General features: G+C 73.0%; 14 protein-coding genes. 9 read left to right on the top strand and 5 right to left on the bottom strand.

Features of this window, described 5'->3' with window-relative positions; all coding sequences use genetic code 11:
- Positions 1-134 precede the first annotated feature (134 nt).
- The 6 genes from ACFQ8Y_RS20520 (at position 135) to ACFQ8Y_RS20545 (ending at position 6,322) form a co-directional block, all read left to right on the top strand.
- Complete coding sequence (locus ACFQ8Y_RS20520) at positions 135-419, top strand: F0F1 ATP synthase subunit epsilon (protein ID WP_430552471.1); 285 nt, start codon at positions 135-137, stop codon at positions 417-419.
- 11 nt (positions 420-430) lie between these two features.
- On the top strand, positions 431-850 hold the full coding sequence (locus tag ACFQ8Y_RS20525; RefSeq protein ID WP_429735124.1) for a DUF2550 domain-containing protein: 420 nt from the start codon (positions 431-433) through the stop codon (positions 848-850).
- 63 nt (positions 851-913) lie between these two features.
- Positions 914-1,609, top strand: a complete 696-nt coding sequence (nucS, locus tag ACFQ8Y_RS20530; RefSeq protein WP_430552470.1) for an endonuclease NucS — start codon at positions 914-916, stop codon at positions 1,607-1,609.
- Between the two features lie 61 nt (positions 1,610-1,670).
- Positions 1,671-2,954, top strand: coding sequence for an N-acetylglucosamine-6-phosphate deacetylase (locus ACFQ8Y_RS20535; RefSeq protein ID WP_430564829.1), 1,284 nt, complete (start codon positions 1,671-1,673; stop codon positions 2,952-2,954).
- A 183-nt stretch (positions 2,955-3,137) separates the two neighbouring features.
- On the top strand, positions 3,138-5,678 hold the full coding sequence (locus ACFQ8Y_RS20540; RefSeq protein WP_430586587.1) for a glycoside hydrolase family 3 C-terminal domain-containing protein: 2,541 nt from the start codon (positions 3,138-3,140) through the stop codon (positions 5,676-5,678).
- The gene (locus ACFQ8Y_RS20545) at positions 5,675-6,322 is read left to right on the top strand and encodes a DUF624 domain-containing protein (protein WP_430564831.1); all 648 of its coding nucleotides are present in this window, start codon (positions 5,675-5,677) and stop codon (positions 6,320-6,322) included. Before ACFQ8Y_RS20540 ends, ACFQ8Y_RS20545 begins: the two co-directional genes overlap by 4 nt.
- Before the next feature lie 95 nt (positions 6,323-6,417).
- Here ACFQ8Y_RS20545 and ACFQ8Y_RS20550 read toward each other — a convergent pair whose 3' ends face one another.
- From ACFQ8Y_RS20550 to ACFQ8Y_RS20570, 5 genes are all read right to left on the bottom strand, one after another.
- Positions 6,418-8,175 (bottom strand): ABC transporter substrate-binding protein, encoded by a 1,758-nt coding sequence (locus ACFQ8Y_RS20550; RefSeq protein WP_430552466.1) that lies wholly within the window; start codon positions 8,173-8,175, stop codon positions 6,418-6,420.
- Between the two features lie 31 nt (positions 8,176-8,206).
- On the bottom strand, positions 8,207-9,124 hold the full coding sequence (locus ACFQ8Y_RS20555; protein WP_430552465.1) for a carbohydrate ABC transporter permease: 918 nt from the start codon (positions 9,122-9,124) through the stop codon (positions 8,207-8,209).
- 15 nt (positions 9,125-9,139) lie between these two features.
- On the bottom strand, positions 9,140-10,174 hold the full coding sequence (locus ACFQ8Y_RS20560; protein ID WP_430586588.1) for an ABC transporter permease: 1,035 nt from the start codon (positions 10,172-10,174) through the stop codon (positions 9,140-9,142).
- Positions 10,175-10,328: 154 nt separating this feature from the next.
- A complete protein-coding gene (locus ACFQ8Y_RS20565) occupies positions 10,329-11,327 on the bottom strand; it encodes a LacI family DNA-binding transcriptional regulator (RefSeq protein WP_430552463.1) in 999 nt (332 codons plus the stop codon).
- A gap of 2 nt (positions 11,328-11,329) precedes the next feature.
- On the bottom strand, positions 11,330-13,903 hold the full coding sequence (locus tag ACFQ8Y_RS20570) for a glycoside hydrolase N-terminal domain-containing protein (RefSeq protein WP_430564833.1): 2,574 nt from the start codon (positions 13,901-13,903) through the stop codon (positions 11,330-11,332).
- Between the two features lie 211 nt (positions 13,904-14,114).
- On the opposite strand from ACFQ8Y_RS20570, the gene ACFQ8Y_RS20575 reads away from it, so the two are divergent.
- From ACFQ8Y_RS20575 to ACFQ8Y_RS20585, 3 genes are read left to right on the top strand one after another with little or no spacing between them, the layout of a single operon-like run.
- Entirely contained in the window at positions 14,115-15,440 is a 1,326-nt protein-coding gene (locus ACFQ8Y_RS20575; protein WP_430564834.1) for an ABC transporter substrate-binding protein, read from the top strand.
- Between the two features lie 4 nt (positions 15,441-15,444).
- Positions 15,445-16,410 carry a carbohydrate ABC transporter permease gene (locus ACFQ8Y_RS20580; RefSeq protein WP_430552460.1) on the top strand — a complete coding sequence of 322 codons (966 nt, stop codon included), beginning with the start codon at positions 15,445-15,447 and terminating at the stop codon, positions 16,408-16,410.
- Positions 16,410-17,279, top strand: coding sequence for a carbohydrate ABC transporter permease (locus ACFQ8Y_RS20585; RefSeq protein WP_430564835.1), 870 nt, complete (start codon positions 16,410-16,412; stop codon positions 17,277-17,279). Before ACFQ8Y_RS20580 ends, ACFQ8Y_RS20585 begins: the two co-directional genes overlap by 1 nt.
- Positions 17,280-17,303 lie beyond the last annotated feature (24 nt).

Below are 17,303 nucleotides of genomic sequence, written 5' to 3' on the forward strand. Positions count from 1 at the left end.
GGGGCCCGGCCAGCGCTGTGTCGGGGGTGTTTCTGTGCAGGCACCGCGGGGCGCCCCCCGGCGGGCCCCCCCCCCCGGGGGGGGGCCCCGCGACCGCCTGACGAACCCCGCACGATCGGAAAGAGGACATGGAGATGGCAGAGCTGAACGTGGACCTCGTCGCGTCCGACCGCAAGGTCTGGTCCGGCGCGGCGCGCGAGGTCAGCGCCCCGTCCGTCGAGGGCCAGGTCGGCATCCTCGCCGGCCACGCCCCGCTCCTCGCGGTGCTGCGCCCGGGCACGGTCAAGGTGTCGACGGCCCAGGGGACCGCGGTCGAGGCGCACGTCACCGGCGGCTTCGTCTCCGTCGACGGCGACCTCGTGACGATCGTCGTCGACGAGGTCTCGGAGCTGTCCGGCCGCGAGCCGGCGCTGCGCTGAGGCAGGTGCCGGTGGCGTACGTCGTCTGGACCGCGGTGGCTCTCGTCGTCGCGCTCGGACTGGTGCTCGCCGCCGGCGCCTCCCGCCTGCGGACCCTCTCCCGGAGGGTCGGCTCCTTCCCCTGCCACGCCCGGCCCGCGGACGACCCGCAGGCCGCGTGGATGGTGGGGATCGCCCACTACGCCGTGGGCCGTATCGACTGGTGGCGCGGGTGGTCGCTCGCCCCGCGCCCGGCGCGCGTCTGGCGACGCGACGGGCTCTCGATCACCGGCCGCGCCCCGCTCGACCAGGCCGGCCAGCCCGACCAGGTGCTGGTGCGCTGCCGCTACGACGGCACCGACTTCGAGCTGCTGATGTCCTCCGGTGCCTATGCCGGGCTGGCGTCGTGGCTCGAGTCCGCCCCCCCGGGGCGCCGCGACCTGGTCCTGTAGGGTCCTGGGGCGCCCTCCGCGGCGCCCGCTCCGCAGCACCCGCCACGAACGAAGAGGGGGACCGTGCGTCTCGTCGTCGCCCGCTGCTCGGCCCGGTACACGGGCCGGCTCACCGCCCACCTGCCGCTGGCCACGCGGCTGCTCGTCGTCAAGGCCGACGGCAGCGTGCTGCTGCACTCCGACGGCGGCTCGTACAAGCCGCTCAACTGGATGAGCCCGCCCTGCTCGACGGCGGTCGGCGAGCCCGACGACGAGGCGCGCGAGCGCGGCGTCACCCAGGTCTGGACGGTGCAGCACCAGAAGTCCGACGACCGGCTCGAGATCGAGCTGCACGAGGTGGAGCACGACTCCGCCCACGACCTCGGCGTCGATCCCGGCCTCGTCAAGGACGGGGTCGAGGCGCACCTGCAGGAGCTGCTGGCCGCCCAGATCCACCATCTCGGCGCGGGCCACACGCTGGTGCGGCGCGAGTACATGACGGCGATCGGGCCGGTCGACATCCTCGCCCGCGACGCGTCCGGCGCGACCGTGGCGGTCGAGCTCAAGCGCCGCGGCGACATCGACGGCGTCGAGCAGCTGACGCGCTACCTCGAGCTCCTCAACCGCGACCCGCTGCTCGCCCCCGTGCGCGGGGTGTTCGCGGCCCAGGAGATCAAGCCGCAGGCGCGCGTGCTCGCGACGGACCGGGGGATCGAGTGCCTGGTGCTCGACTACGACGCGATGCGCGGCGTCGACGACGTGGACTCGCGCCTCTTCTGAACCCCCCGGGGGTTTGTCAGGAAGGTTTCGCAATTCGTTCGCCGTGCGGCAGGATTGGCCCATGAGCGCTGCCACTCCCACGGTCCCAGTCTCCGAGCCCGGCGCGCCGGTCGCGCTGCGCGGCCGTGTCGTGACCCCGCAGGACGACGTCGAGGACGGCGCGATCGTCCTGGAGGACGGTCTCGTGCGCTGGGTGGGACCCGCTGCGGCGGCCGAGCACGCCGACCCCGAGGTCGCCGCCGCGGTCGCCGCGGCGGTCGTCCCCGAGCCGGGCACGGTGCTGCTGCCCGGATTCGTGGACCTGCACAACCACGGCGGGGGCGGAGTGGGCTTCCCCGACGCGACGACGGCCGACGAGGCCCTGGTCGCGGTGCGGGAGCACCGCCGGCACGGCACCACGACGATGCTCGCGTCCCTCGTCACGGCCGACCGCGAGACCCTCCTGGCACGGGCCGCCCTCCTGGCCGACCTCGCCGACGCGGGCGAGATCGCGGGGATCCACGCGGAGGGTCCGTTCCTCTCGCACGAGCGGCGCGGCGCGCAGAGCCCGGACGACCTCCTGCCGGGTGACACCGGCCTCGTGCGCGACCTGGTCGAGGCGTCGCGGGGGCATCTGCGCACCATGACCGTGGCTCCCGAGGTCGACGGCGTGGTCGGGCCCGACGGCGCGGCCGCGGCACTGGTCGCCGCGGGGGTCGTGCCGTCGCTGGGGCACACCGACGCCACCACGGAGCAGGCGGAGGAGCTCGTCGCGGAGGTGGCCGCGGCCCTCGCCGCCGCCGCCGAGGCGGGCGAGGCCCCGGCGCGCGAGATGACCGCCACGCACCTGTTCAACGGCATGCGCCCCCTGCACCACCGGGCGCCGGGGCCGATCGCCGCGTGCCTCGCGGCCGCCGCCCGCGGCGAGCTCGTCGTGGAGCTGATCGCCGACGGCGTCCACCTGGCACCCGCGACCGTGCGCACGGTCGTGGAGACGGTCGGGGCCGACCAGGTCGTGCTCGTGACGGACGCGATGGCGGCCGCCGGCATGGCGGACGGCTCCTACGAGCTGGGGCCGATGGCGGTGACCGTGCGCGACGGCGTCGCCCGCCTCGCCGACCCGGACGACCCGGACGGCGGCGCGATCGCGGGCGGCACGGCGCACCTCGTCGACGTCGTGCGCGACGCCGTCGGGGCGGGCGTCCCGCTCGTCGACGCGGTGCGCTCCGCGTCCTGGGTGCCGGCGCGCGTGCTGGGTCTCACCGACGTCGGCGGGCTCGTCGTGGGGCGGCGGGCCGACGTCGTCGTCGCCGACGGCGACCTGCGGGTGCGCCGCGTGCTGCGCTCGGGCGTCGAGGTCAGCTGAGCTCCGGTCCCGCAGAGCCGGCCCCTAGCACGCGGTCCGACGCGCCGCCCCGACCGATGGCGCGTCGGCCCGCGTCCCGAGTGGGCTTTGCTCTCGGGGGAGGTGAGTCGGTAGCGTTGTTGAAGCGCTTCGACAGAGAGGCGTGACCCGAGCCGCACCGCCGCGGCGCCCCGAGGAGGACCCGTGGACGTGCCTGCCTTCCGTGACCCCCGCCTGCCGGCGCCCGAGCGCGCCCGCGACCTGCTGTCCCGGCTGTCGCACGACGAGCGCGTCGCGATGCTCCACCAGCACGCGCCCGCCGTCGAGCGCCTCGGGCTCGCGCCGTTCCACACCGGCTGCGAGGCCCTGCACGGCGTCGCCTGGCTGGGGGAGGCGACCGTGTTCCCGCAACCGGTGGGGCTCGCGGCGACGTGGGACGTCGACCTGCTGCGCCGGGTGGGGGACGCGACCGCGTCCGAGGTGCGGGCCAAGCACCGCTCGGACCCGTCGGTGAGCCTCAACGTCTGGGCCCCCGTGGTCAACACGCTGCGGCACCCGGGGTGGGGGCGCAACGAGGAGGGCTACTCGGAGGACCCGCACCTCACCGCGCACCTCGCGACGGCGTACGGCCGTGGCCTGCGGGGCGAGCACGAGCGGGTGTGGAAGACGGTCCCGACCCTCAAGCACTTCCTCGCGTACAACAACGAGACCGACCGGTCGTCGACGAGCTCGAACCTCGACCCGCGCACCCTGCACGAGGAGGAGCTGCCCGCCTTCCGGGAGCCGATCGAGACGGGGGCCGCCGGCGCGGTGATGCCGTCGTACAACCAGGTGAACGGTGTGCCGGCGCACCTCCAGGGCGAGCTGTTCGACGAGCTGCGGTCGTGGGCGCCGGGTTCCGTCGCGCTGGTCTCGGACGCCGCGGCTCCCGCCTTCCTCGTGACGCTCCAGGACGCGGCGCCCGACCGGGCCGCCGGGAACGCCGCGATGGTGCGGGCGGGGGTCGACTCGTTCACGGACGACGACGCCGATCGTGCACCCACGGTGCGGCGGATCGAGGAGGCCTTCGAGCGCGGCCTGCTCACCACGGACGAGGTCGACCGGGCCGTCCTGCGGCTCCTCGAGCTGCGGATCCGGACCGGCGAGCTGGACGGCGACCAGGACCCGTACGCCGCCCACGGCACGATCGACCCGCCCGAGCACCGACGGCTGGCCCGGGAGGCCGCGGCCCGGTCCGTCGTCGTGCTGCGCAACGACGCCGGGACGCTGCCGCTCGCCGCCGGGTCGGTGGCCGTCGTCGGCCCGCTCGCCGACGACGTGCTCACCGACTGGTACTCGGGGACGCCCCCGTACGCGGTCACGCCCGCCGACGGGCTTCGCGACGCCGGCGGCGTCGACCGGGTCGAGGTCGCGACCGGGGCCGACCTCGTCGCGCTGCGCGTGGCGGCGACCGGCCGCTATGTCGCGGTGTCCGAGGACGGCGGCCGCGTGGTGGCCGACGCGGTGGCCGCCGACAAGACGACGCACCTCGCGGTGACCGACTGGGGCGACGGCGTGCTGACGTTGCGCTCCGGTGCGTCCGGCCGGCTGCTGACCGGCGCCGCCTGGCCGTTGCGGGCCGACGCGGACCGGGTGGGCGGCTGGGAGGTGCAGGAGAGCTTCCGCCGCCACGTCCACCCCGACGGCTCGTGGTCGCTGCTGCACCTCGGCTCGGGCCGCTGGGTGCGGGTCCAGCGGGACACCGGGGTGCTGTGCGCCGAGGGCCGGACGCTCGACGACGCCGCGCGCTTCGTGCCCCGGGTGCTGGAGTCCGGGGCCGCCCGCGTGGCCGAGGTCGCCGCGCGCTGCGACGCCGTCGTCGTGGTGGTCGGCAACGACCCGCACCTGAACGGCCGGGAGACGCAGGACCGTCCCCACCTGAGGCTGCCCGACGCCGCCGTGGAGGTCTGGCGCGCGGCCGCCGACGCGAACCCCCGCGCCGTCCTCGCGATCGTCTCGAGCTACCCCTACGTGCTCGGGCCCGGGTCCGACGACGCGGCGACGGTGGTATGGAGCAGCCACGGCGGGCAGGAGCTCGGGCACGGGCTCGCCGACGTGCTGACCGGTGCGGTGGAGCCCACCGGCCGCCTCGCCCAGACCTGGCCGGCGCGGCCGGAGCAGGCGGGGGACCTCTTCGACTACGACACCCGCCGCCAGCAGGTCACCTACCGGCACCTGCCCGCCGGCGACCTCGGCGTGCCGGCGTTCGCGTTCGGCCACGGGCTGACGTACGGCGACGTCGCGTACGACGGCCTCGACCTGTCGGCGGACGCCGTGGTGGCGCCCGCGCCGACCCGCGACCACCCGCCGCTGCACCCCGCGGACCCGTCCGCCCCCGGTGCCCTCGTCGCGCGCGTGACGGTGCGCAACGCCGGCGACCGGCCCGCCGAGGAGCTGGTGCAGGTCTACTCGCTGGGCGCCGAGGCGGTGGGGACCGCCACCCCGGTCCGCCTGCTGCTGGGGTACCGGCGGGTGCGCCTCGCGCCCGGCCAGGAGGCCGTCGTGGACGTCCCGGTCGACGTCGCCCGCCTCGCCGTCTGGGAGGCGCGCCCGGGGGGCGGGCCGCTCGACGGCGCGCTCCGCGTCCAGCCGGGGGAGTACGTCCTGGCGGCCGGGCCGTCGAGCGTCGACCTCCCCGCGCGGCGGCGCCTCACGGTGCAGGCCCCGACGGCGGACGACGGGTCGGTCGGGGGACGGGCACGGTGAGGATCGACCCGGAGGGCCGCACGGCTCAGGGCATCACCACGTTCGTCCTGTTCGTGGTCCTCAACGTCCTGTACCTCCTGGCCTGCCTGCCGCTCGTGACGATCGGCGCCGCCACCAGCGCGCTCCTCGAGGTGACGCTGCGGTACGCCGACGACGAGCGTGGGCACCTGGTGCGCGGTTTCGGCGTCGCCCTCGTGCGCAACGCCTGGCGGGGCACGGCGGCGCTGGTGGCGCTCGGGCTGCCGGCGGCGATGCTCGTGTACAGCGGGGTCTTCTGGCTCTCGCTGCCGAGCGTGCTCAGCGCCGTCGCCGGGGCGCTCGCGCTGCTCGGCGCCTGCTACCTGCTGGCGGCGCTGCTGTACGCGCTCGCGCTGGTCGCCTGGTTCGACGCGCCGCTGCGGCGGACGCTGCGCAACGCGCTGCTGCTGCCGCTCGTCGAGCCGGCGCGCACCCTGCTGCTGGTGCTGGTCCCGGTGGGTCCGGCCTGCCTGGCGCTGGTGGCACCGCAGACGCTCTTCCTGGGAGCGACGATCGGGTTCTCGTTCGGTGCGTACGTCTGCGCCTTCGTGCTGCACGGCGTCTTCCGTCGCCGCCAGGCGGACCCGTCGGAGCTCGAACCGGTGAGCCCGCACTCCGGGCAGTGATCCCGGCACCCCGCCGGGGACGACGAAGGGCTCGGGCGCCACGCCCGAGCCCTTCGCCGTGCGGCTACCGGTGACCGGTCACCGCCGCGGGGCCGTCACCCGAACTCCTTGGCGACCGCCACGCGGGCGTCGTTCTGCGCCTTGGCGTTCGCCATGTCGAACTCGAGCACCTTGGCGTAGCCGAGGCCCTCGACGGTCTTCTGCATGTCTGCCAGGAGCGAGTCGAACTCGGCGTCGCTCTTGGCGAAGACCATCTTCCAGGAGTGCTCGATGATGGCGGCCTTGACCTGGCTGCGGATCGCCTCCACCTCGGAGTCGTCCGTCGGGGCGGTGAAGCTCGAGCCTGGCGCGACGACGAGCTGGTCGTTGGCCTGCAGGTACTCCATCGTCGAGGTGGCGTCACCCATCCGGGCGCTCCAGTCCTCGGTCAGCGGGTTCGCGACCTGCTCCTGGTAGCTGGGCCAGAACGTGTAGTTGTACGGGGCCTCGGTCTCCGGGTTCACGTCCTTGGGCAGGACGGTCGACACGTTGAGCGTCGAGACGCCGTCCGTGTACGCGCCGCCGCCCCACTCGGCCGGCACGTCGGCGCCGCCCTCGCGGAAGACCTTCGTGCCGAAGTCGGTGAGCGCCGGCTCGCCGTCCTCGCCCAGCTCCCACGTGAGGCCCTCCGGCCCCGCGGCCGCGCCGGTCTGCGACGCGTTCATGTTGACGCCCTCGGGCGAGTACAGCCAGTCGATGAACGCCGCCAGGCGGGCCGGGTCCTCGGCGCCCGAGCCGATCCCGAGGATCTGCTTGCCGCCGTACACCTCGGCCCCGTAGGAGAAGATCTGCTGGTCCTGCAGCGGCGCGAGCTCGAAGCCCTTGCCGGCGCCCATGTTCTCGTCGGTGTTGTAGGCCGACTGCCCGAGCCACGGCCACCAGGAGAGCAGCACCTGCCCGTTCTGGTACTTGGTGAACATGGTGTCGTAGTTCTGGGTGGTGGACTCCGGGTCGACGAGCCCCAGCTGGTTGGCGTCGAAGTAGAACTTCAGGGCCCGGACGTACTCGGAGTCGGGGTCGACGATGCTCTGGTAGTCGGAGCCGTCCGCCTTCGCCAGGACGAAGCCCATCTCGTCGTACCCGTAGAGGGTGGCGGGCTGCTTGGCCGTGACCATCATGTTCCCGTCCCAGTCCTTGAACAGGGAGATGGCGTAGGCCTTCTGCCCGTTGTCGGCCTTGGGCTGCGCGTCCTGCATGTCCTTCAGGACGGGCAGGAGGTCCTCGAGCGTGCCGATCTCCGGGTAGCCGGCCTCGCCGTACAGGTCCCACCGCAGGTAGGGGCCGAACGTGGGCTCGAGGCCCTCGGACGGCTCGGTCGGCTTGAGGCTTGACACGGAGGTCGGGAAGCCGTAGACGCCCTCCTTGCCCTCGTTGAGGTGCTGGACCGCCGGGTCGAACTGCGCGACGTTCTTCATCGACCCGTAGTAGTCGGCGGCGTCCAGGAGGAGGCCGCCCTCCACGAGCTCGTCCATCTGCTGACCCTTGTCGACCACGACGAGATCACCCAGCTCGCCGCCCGAGACGCGGGTGTTGTAGAGGGTGTCACCGCCGCCCGCGACGTTGGGAGCGATGATGTTGAGCTCCATGTTGAACTTGTCCTTGACGATCTTCCCGAACCAGCCGCCCTGGGTCCCCATGTAGTTGGCGAGGCCGTCGTAGACGTCGACGGTGATCGGGTCCGCCTTGGACCAGTCCTGGTCGAGGCTCGCGGTGGTGGTCGAGTCGTCGTCCGACCCGCCGGGCGAGCAGGCCGCGAGCGACAGCACCCCGACCAGCGGGGCCACCACCATGGCGACCGATTTCCTGAGTTTCATGACACCCCTTCGTGCGTGCGACGAGACGCGGTCAGCCCTTGACCGCGCCGAGCATGATTCCCTTGACGAAATAGCGTTGGAAGAGCGGGTAGATGAAGAGGATCGGGAGCACCACGAGCACCGCCACCGTCATGCGGATCGACGTCGGCGTCTGCGTGGTGGCCGCCGTGGCCAGGGCCCCCAGGTTCCCCTGAGCGTTCTGCGCCGCCTGCGCCAGGCTGCTCGCCTGGTTGGTGTACGTGTAGAGCAGGTACTGCAGGGAGTAGAGCTTCTGGTCGGTGATGTACAGCAGCGTGTCCTGGAACGAGTTCCACTGGGCCACCGCCGTGAAGATCGCCACCGTGGCCAGGATCGGCGTCATGTTCGGCAGGATGATCCGGAAGAAGACCCGGAGGGTGCCCGCCCCGTCGATCTCGGCCGCCTCCTGCAGCGAGGCGGGCATCGACTCCACGTACGTCTTGACGAGGATGATGTTGAAGGGCTGCACGATGGCCGGGAGGATGTAGACCCAGAACGAGTTCGTGAGCCCCAGCGTCTTCATCGTGACGTACATGGGGATGAGCCCCGCGCTGAAGTACATCGTGAAGATGACGAGGCGGTACCAGAGGGAGCGCTTCCACATCCGTTCTTGAGTGAACATGAAGCCGAGGAACGCCGACGCCAGCACCGTGCACGCCGTGCCGATCACGGTGCGGGCCACGGACACGATCGCGGCGGCGGACAGACCGTCGAGCTGCAGGATCTGCGAATAGTTCGACAGGTGGAGACCCTCGGGCCACAGGCGGACCTGACCCAGCGCGCTCATGTCGTTGGCGCTGACCGAGTTGATGATCAGGAAGTAGAACGGGTAGGCGCACAGGAGCGCGAAGAGCAGGAAGCCGGCGTAGTTGACGAGCGCGAAGGGGGCGTCCCCGCGGGTGCGCTTGAGGGCAGGGCTGGTGATCGACACGGTCTCTCTCCCCGTTCAGATGATCGACGTGCCGCGGGCGCGCTTGGCGATCGCGTTGGCCGTGACGAGGAGGACGACGGAGATGACGCTCTTCAGCATGCCCAGCGCCGTCGCCATCGACAGGCTGTTCCCGGTGATGCCGATGTTGTAGACGTACAGGTCCAGCACCTGGATGTGCTCCTTGTTGAAGGCGTTCTGGAACACGTAGTACTGCTCCATGCCGTTGTTGAGCATGTTCGCGATCGAGAGCACGAGCAGGACCACGTAGGTGGGCATCAGCTGCGGGAAGGTGATGTACCGCATGAGCTGGAATCGTCCGGCGCCGTCGATGCGCGCGGACTCGTAGAGCGCCGGGTCGATCGACGTGATGGCGGCGAGGTACATGATCGCGCCCCACCCGAGGCCCTTCCACAGGCTCCAGAGCAGCATCGTGAGCCACACGTGCTCACCGGTGTCGAGGAACTTGATCGGTGTGGTGATGATGCCCCAGTCGTTCAGCACCGAGTTCACGAGACCCGAGGTGGAGAAGAGCGAGAAGGCGATCATGTAGACGAGCACCCACGAGATGAAGTTCGGGAGCGTCGTGAGGGTCTGCACCGCGTTCTTGAACCACGGCGCCCGGATCTCGTTGAGGAGCATCGCGAAGAAGACGGGCAGCAGCGAGGTCGCGATCCCGAGGAAGCTCATGGCGAGGGTGTTCGCCATGACCTGCCCGATCTGCTGGAGCTGGGTCGGGGAGGACACGAGCATCCGGAACCACTGGAACCCGACGAACTCGCTGCCGGACAGCCCGAGGGCGGGCTTGTAGTCGTAGAACGCCGTCGCCCAGCCGGCGAGCGGCAGGTAGGAGAACACCACCACGAGGACGAGGAACGGGAGCACGACGAGGAACATCGCGGGCGACGGCTTCTTGCCGCGGTGTCGCCGGTGTCTCCGGTCGCGTCCCCGGCGCCGAACCCGGGGGTCGTCCTCGCTCCGGCGGTCGCGTTCTCGGTCCGGCACGTCGGCGGGTCCGCGGTCGAGCAGCGGCGCTCCCTGGGTGAGGCTCACCTGTCACTCCCTCGTGATGGGTCTCGCGCGCTCGGTGGCCGCCGGTGGCCACCGTGTCGAAGCGCTTCGAATTGATATCACCCCCGTGACAGGTTGCGCAATGGTGTGCGGCGATCCGGACGGGTGCGGTCCCGCGACGTCGCGGGCCGGTCGGTCAGCGGCGGGCGGTGCTCCCGCGTGTGGTCAGCACGGGCGTCAGCAGCCGGGTCTCGGCGTGCTGGCCGCCGTCGAGGCGCGCCATGACGATGTCCACGGCGAGGCCGCCGATCGTCGACGCCGGCAGGTCGATCGCGGTCATCGGGACCTGCTGGGCGAGCGCGACGTCCTCGGGGCACAGGGCGACGACGGACACGTCCTCGGGCACGGACCGGCCGGAGTCGCGCAGCCGGGACAGCACGTGCGGCAGCGCACGCTCGTTGTGCACGAAGAGCCCGCTGGTGCCGGGGGTCTCGGCGAGGAGCTCGTCGACGACGCGGGCCACCTCGGCGGGCGCCCCCGGGCAGGCGACGACCTTCGCGTCGAGGCCGTGCTCCGGTGCCGCCTGCGCGAACCCGCGCATCACCCGGTCCACGTACGACGTGTGCCGGTCCACGACCTCCGGAGGCGCGCCGAGCATGGCCACCTGCCGGTGCCCCAGCTCGGACAGGTGCTGCGCGGCGAGCCGGCCGGCGGCCTCGAAGTCCAGGTCGACGCACGACAGCCCGGAGGCGTCCCGCGGCAGGCCCACCAGCACGGACGGCTGCCGGGACCGGGTGAGGATCGGGATACGGGGGTCGTCCGCCTCGACGTCCATGACGACGAGCGCGTCCACCATCGAGCCGTTCGTCGCACGCTCCAGGCCCTCGAGGTCGTCCTGGGTGAGCAGCAGCACGTCGTGCGCGTGCTCCCGCGCCCGCGTGACGACGCCGCCCGCGAACTGCATGATCACGGGCACGTCGATGCCCGAGCGCAGCGGGATCATGAGCCCGATGACCTCGGTGCGCGCCGACGCGAGGGCGCGCGCGCCGGCGTGCGGGCGGTAGCCCAGCGTCGCGATCGCCTGCTCGACGCGCCGACGCGTGGGCGCGGAGATGGACCGCTTGCCCGAGAGCACGTATGAGACGGTCGACGCCGAGACTCCCGCCGCCTTCGCGACGTCCTCGATGGTGGCCACGGCTATCTCCTGGGTGCGTGAGGGACGGCGGCGCCCACGACCGGGAGGTCGCCGGGCACGTCGAGGATCACGGTAGCGCCCGCGGCGACCGAGACCGGGGTTCCCTCGGTGGCCACGCCGCCGTGGCGCACCACGACGTCCAGCGCCCGGTCGCCCGGCGCCCGCAGCCGTGCGCGGGTGAGCGCGCCGTCGCGCCAGGCGAGGTCGACCTCGGCGCCGCCGCGGGCCCGCAGGCCGGTGATCTCGCCGTCCGGCCAGGCCGGGGGCAGCGCGGGCAGCAGGTCGAGGCGGACCGCGCCGTCGTCCCGCCGGTGCGACTGCAACAGCATCTCCGCGACGCCCGCGGTGAGGCCGAGGTTGCCGTCGATCTGGAACGGCGGGTGCGCGCTGAACAGGTTCGGGTACAGCCCGCCCCGGTGCCCGCCCGGGTGCCGCCCGTCGGGCCCGTCGGCGGGGCGCAGCGACAGCAGCACCTGGTCGTGGGCCCGCCCGCCCTCGCCGAGCCGCGCCCACAGCGAGATCCGCCAGGCGAGCGACCAGCCCGTGGACTCGCGGCCGCGCAGCTCGAGGCTGCGTGCGGCGGCCCGCGCCAGGGCGGGGGTCGTCGTCGGGTCCAGGTCGCCGAGGGGGTAGAGCCCCACGAGGTGGGACAGGTGCCGGTGCTCCGGCTCCGCCTCGGGGACCTCCTCGCCCCACTCGAGCAGCTCCCCGCGCGCCCCGATCGCCGGGTCGGGCAGCGCGGCGACGACGGCCTCGAGGCGGGGGAGCCACGGCTCGTCGGCGTCGTCGAGCCCGAGCGTGCCGGCGGCCTCGCGGCAGCCCGCCGCCAGGGCGCGCAGCAGCGCCACGTCCATCGCGGCGCTGGTCGTGACCGCGGCGGGCGCGCCGTCGGGTGCCACGAACTGGTTCTCCGGCGACGTCGACGGGCTGGTCCAGGCGCGCTCCGGCGCGCCGTCGGCGCCACCGGCCGTCTGCACCCAGGAGAGCGCGAACTCGCCCGCCCCGCGGAGCGCGGGCCACGCGGCCCGCAGCCCGGCGTCGTCGCCCGTGAACCGGTGGTGCTCCAGGAGGTGCTGGGCCAACCAGGTGCCGCCGTGCGCCCACGCGGACCACTTGGCCTCGCCGCGGCCGTTGCCGACGGGCGCGGCGTGGCCCCACGCGTCCGAGTTGTGGTGCGCCGCCCAGCCGGCGGCGCCGTACAGGTCGTGCGCGACGGCGGCGCCCGGCCCGGCGGCGAGGCGGCGGACGTAGCGCAGGAGCGGTTCCTGGCTCGCGGCGAGCCCGGTCGTGCCGGCCGCCCAGTACGCCATCTGCAGGTTGATGTTCAGCGTGTAGCCGCTGCTCCAGGGGCCCGGCAGCCACGGGTTCCACAGGCCCTGCAGGGTGGCGGGCAGGCCGCCGGGCCGGGAGGACGACAGCAGCAGGTAGCGGCCGAGGTGGAACGTGAGCGCCGCCAGACCGGGGTCGGGGCGCTCGGCGGCGGCCAGCACACGGCGGTCGGTCGGCAGGTCGACGGCGTCCGCCGGCGACGGCAGCGCCAGGTCCACCCGTCCGTACTGCCGGGCGTGCTCCGCGACGTGCGCCGCGCGCAGGCGCTCGCGGAGCCCGGCGGCGTCGTCGGCCGAGATCCGTTCGCCGCCGTCCCGGTGCGCGGGCGCCGCGTGCGTCGCCAGCTGCGCCGCGAGCCGGTCGGCCGGCGGCGCGGCGTCCGGCTCGCCGGGCGGGTCGGTCGTGGCGGTCGCGACCAGCAGCACGTGCGTGCGCGCGACGCCGGTGCGCAGCGTGCCGTCGTCGACGACGACGGCGTCGTGGTCGGCGGGCGCGGTCACGGCGACGACGCCGGCGCGGCCGAGCGCGGTGTCGTACCGCAGCTCGCCCTCGGGGTGGTGCGACGGCGGGACGTCCACGGGCAGGTCGAAGGTCCGCACCAGCAAGGCGGGGCCGGCAGGGCCGTCGGTGCGGACCGGGTCGACGGCCGGGCGGGCCGAGGCGCGCAGCAGGCTCTCGACGCGCACGACCAGGCGGACCGGTCGCGCGGCCCGCACGGAGTGCACCACCGCGCCGCCCCGGGAGTCGGCCCAGGTCTCCTGCACGACGCGGCCCGCCACGGGGTGCTCCCACGCGTGGGTGGCGACACCGGTGCGCAGGTCCAGATCGCGCCGCTCGATGCCGCGGGGGTGCCCCGCCGGCGCGTCCCCGGCTGTGGAGGCGGACTCGGAGGCAGGCTCGGGGGCGGGCTCGACGGCGACGTCGAGCTCGGCCAGCGGGAGGTAGGCCTGCGCCCAGGGTGTCTGCGTCTCGGCGAGCAGCGCCTCGGCGCCGCGCACGTCACCGGCCTCGACGGCGGCGCGCACCCGGGAGAGGTGCTCGGGGCCGCGGGCGCGGGCCCCGGCCAGCGGGTCGGCGGGCGGAGGGCCCGACCAGGCGGTGCCGTCGTTGAGCCAGAGGTGCTCGACCCCGGCCCGGCCGGCGCACATCACCCCCCGGTGGCCGTTGCCCACGGGGTAGGCCTCGACCCACCGGGTGGCACTGCGGTCGGCGTGCAGGACGTGCGTCGTCGCGGGGAGTTCGCCCATGGTCGGAGAGCGTAGTGGGCGTGGCCGAATCGCTTCGACCGCCACGACGGTCGTCGGTCGTCGCGTGACCACCGGTCGGAGCGTCCCTGCTTGACGACCGTTCGTTCGAGGTCAATACTCGCCGTCGAAGCGCTTCGACTTGCAGGTCGGAGCGCCTCGCCGCGGCCCCGAGCGGTGCCGCCGCGGCGCTGGACTCGACGAGGAGGACCCCATGCTCCACCGCGCACGCACCCTGTCCGCGGCCGCCCTGATCGCCGCGTCGGCCCTGACGCTGACCGCCTGCGTGGGCGGCGGGGGAGGCGGCGGCACGACCGCCGGGGGCGGCGACACCGACGACAAGACCCTGACGATCTGGCACTACGAGAACGACGACTCGGCGATGGGCCAGGCCTGGGCCAAGGCGATCGAGATCTTCGAGGCGGAGCACCCGGACGTCACGGTCGACGTCGAGAAGCAGACGTTCGAGCAGATCCAGAAGAACGCGAAGATCGTGCTGACCGGCGACGACGTGCCCGACGTCATGGAGTACAACAAGGGCAACGCGACCGCCGGGCAGCTCGCCGCGCAGGGCCTGCTCGCCCCGCTGACCGACGCCGCGGAGGAGAACGGCTGGGCCGACAAGCTGTCCGGCTCGCTGCAGACCACCGCGCGCTACGACGAGAACGGCCTCATGGGCTCCGGCGACTGGTACGGCGTGCCCAACTACGGCGAGTTCGTGGGCGTCTACTACAACAAGCAGATGTTCGAGGACGCGGGCCTCGAGGTGCCCACCACGCTCGACGAGCTCGAGCAGGTGATGAAGGCGTTCAAGGACGACGGCGTCACCCCGCTGGCCGAGGCCGGGGCCGAGTACCCCATGGGCCAGCTCTGGTACGAGCTCGTGCTGGCGAACGCCGACCGGGAGCTCGTCGACCGGTACCAGCTCTTCGACGGGGACGTGGACTTCCACGGACCCGAGATGACGGCGGCCACCGAGCAGCTCGACGACTGGATCGACAAGGGGTACGTCGCCGGTGACTCCGCCGGCCTCACGGCCGAGGACATGGGGGTCGCCTTCATGAAGGGCGACTACCCGATGATGGTCTCGGGCTCCTGGTGGTTCGGCCGCGTGACGGCCGAGATGAAGGACGACTGGGGTCAGTTCAACTTCCCGGGGAACGCGCTGCACACCGGCTCGTCGGGCAACCTGTGGGTCGTCCCGACCAACGCGGACTCGCCGTCGCTGGCCACGGAGTTCATCGACACCACCCTGCGCCCCGAGGTGCAGGACGTGCTGGCGCAGACCGGCGGCCTGCCGGTCGCGGGCGACGCCTCGACCATCACCGACGACAAGACGCGCGAGCTCACCGAGAACTTCCAGGCGATCCTCGACGACGACGGCCTGGCGTTCTACCCGGACTGGCCCGTGCCCGGCTACTACGACACGATCGTCAGCCAGCTGCAGTCCCTGATCAACCGGTCGAAGACGCCGGAGCAGGTGCTCGACGGTCTGGAGTCGGCCTACACGGACGGCAAGGCCGACCTGCTCGGCGAGTGACGACGTGACCGCCACCCTCAGCCCGCCCGCGGCGGCGTCCCGGGCCGACGCCCGGACGCGCCGCCGCCGGCGGGGCGCGACCCTGCCCTACCTGGCGTACCTGCTCCCCGGCGCGGTGCTCTTCGTGCTGGTCATCGGGTACCCGCTGGTGACCAACGTCTACATCAGCCTGTTCTCCTGGCGCGGCGGCCTGGCGCCGCTCACCTGGGTGGGCCTCGACAACTACACGGAGCTCTGGCACGACGCCGCGTTCTGGACGTCGTTCCAGAACTCGGTCGCGATGATCGTCGCGATGGTGCTGGTGCCCACCGTGATCGGCCTGCTGCTCGCGGCGGTGCTGTTCGACTACCTGGGCCGGCGGTTCGGCGGCCGGGTCGCGTCGGTCCTGCGGGCCACGTACTACCTGCCGCAGATCCTGCCCGTCGCGGTCGCGGGCGTGCTGTGGAACTGGATCCTCAACGCCCAGACCGGCGCGCTCAACGAGATCCTGCGTGCGCTCGGCGTCGCGGACCCGCCCAACTGGCTGGGCGACCCGAGCACGGCGCTGCCGAGCGTCATGCTCGTGCTCATCTGGGTGCAGATCGGGTATCCCGTGGTGATCTTCATGGCGGCGCTGCAGCGGGTCGACCCCGAGCTGTACGAGGCCGCGGAGCTGGACGGCGCCGGCTGGTGGCGGCGGTTCCAGGCCATCACGATCCCGCAGATCCGCCCGGAGACGTTCGTCGTGACGCTGACCTGCACGGTCGCGGCGCTCAAGGTCTTCGGCCCGATCTACGTGCTGACCCGCGGCGGCCCCGAGAGCTCCACGCTCGTGCCGAGCTACTACTCGTACCTGAACTTCTTCGACAAGTCGCGGGTGGGCTACGGCGCCGCCGTCGCGACCGTGCTCACGGTGGTGATCCTCGTGGTGGCCGTGGTCATCCTCGCGCTGCAGACGCGCGCCGAGCGGGCCGAGGAGGTGGGGCGCTGATGGCCGCGACCCTGGCGACGGTCCGGGCGCGCAGCGGGAACCGCCACCACCGGGGCGCCGGGCGCTGGTTCGTGCTCGCGGGCGCCGTCGTCGTCGCGCTGCTCGTCGTCGCGCCCCTGCTGGTGATGCTGCTCAACGCGTTCAAGTCGCCCGACGACTACACGCAGCACGGGCCGCTCAGCCTGCCGACGAGCCTCTACCTCGACGGGCTCGTGAACTTCTGGCAGCGCACGGAGTTCCCGGTGAAGCTGTGGAACTCGTTCTTCATCTCCGCCGTCGTGGCGGTGGCGGCGTGCGCGCTCTCGCTCCTCAACGCCTACGCGATCGGGATCGGCCGGATCAAGGGCCGGATGTGGGTGGTGCTGCTGTTCCTGCTCGCGAACATGCTGCCGCAGGAGGCGCTGATCTACCCGCTGTTCGACATGGCCCGGCAGGTGGGGCTGTCGAACTCGCCGTGGTCCGTGATCATCATCTTCACGGTCATCCAGTCCGCCTTCGGCACCTACCTGCTGGCGTCCGTGCTCGGGACGTTCCCGCCGGCGCTGCTCGAGGCGGCGGCGCTCGACGGCGCGGGCCGCTGGCGGATCCTGTGGCGGGTCGTGTTCCCCATCGTGCGGCCCACGCTCATGGTCCTGATGATCTTCTTCTTCATCTGGACGTGGAACGAGTTCTTCATCCCGCTGGTCATGCTCACGACCAACGACACGCAGACGATCCCGATCGCGCTCGCGTCGCTCCAGGGCGACCGGATGATGGACGCCCCCACGACCAACGCCGGGGCGCTCGTCTCCCTCGTCCCGGCCCTGGTCTTCTTCCTGATCTTCCAGCGCACCCTCACCCGAGGCGTCACCGCCGGCGCGGTGAAGTAGCGCACCACCCCACCCTCGTGCGGC

This window comes from Isoptericola sp. NPDC056605 (assembly GCF_042792795.1).
Lineage (GTDB): Bacteria > Actinomycetota > Actinomycetes > Actinomycetales > Cellulomonadaceae > Isoptericola.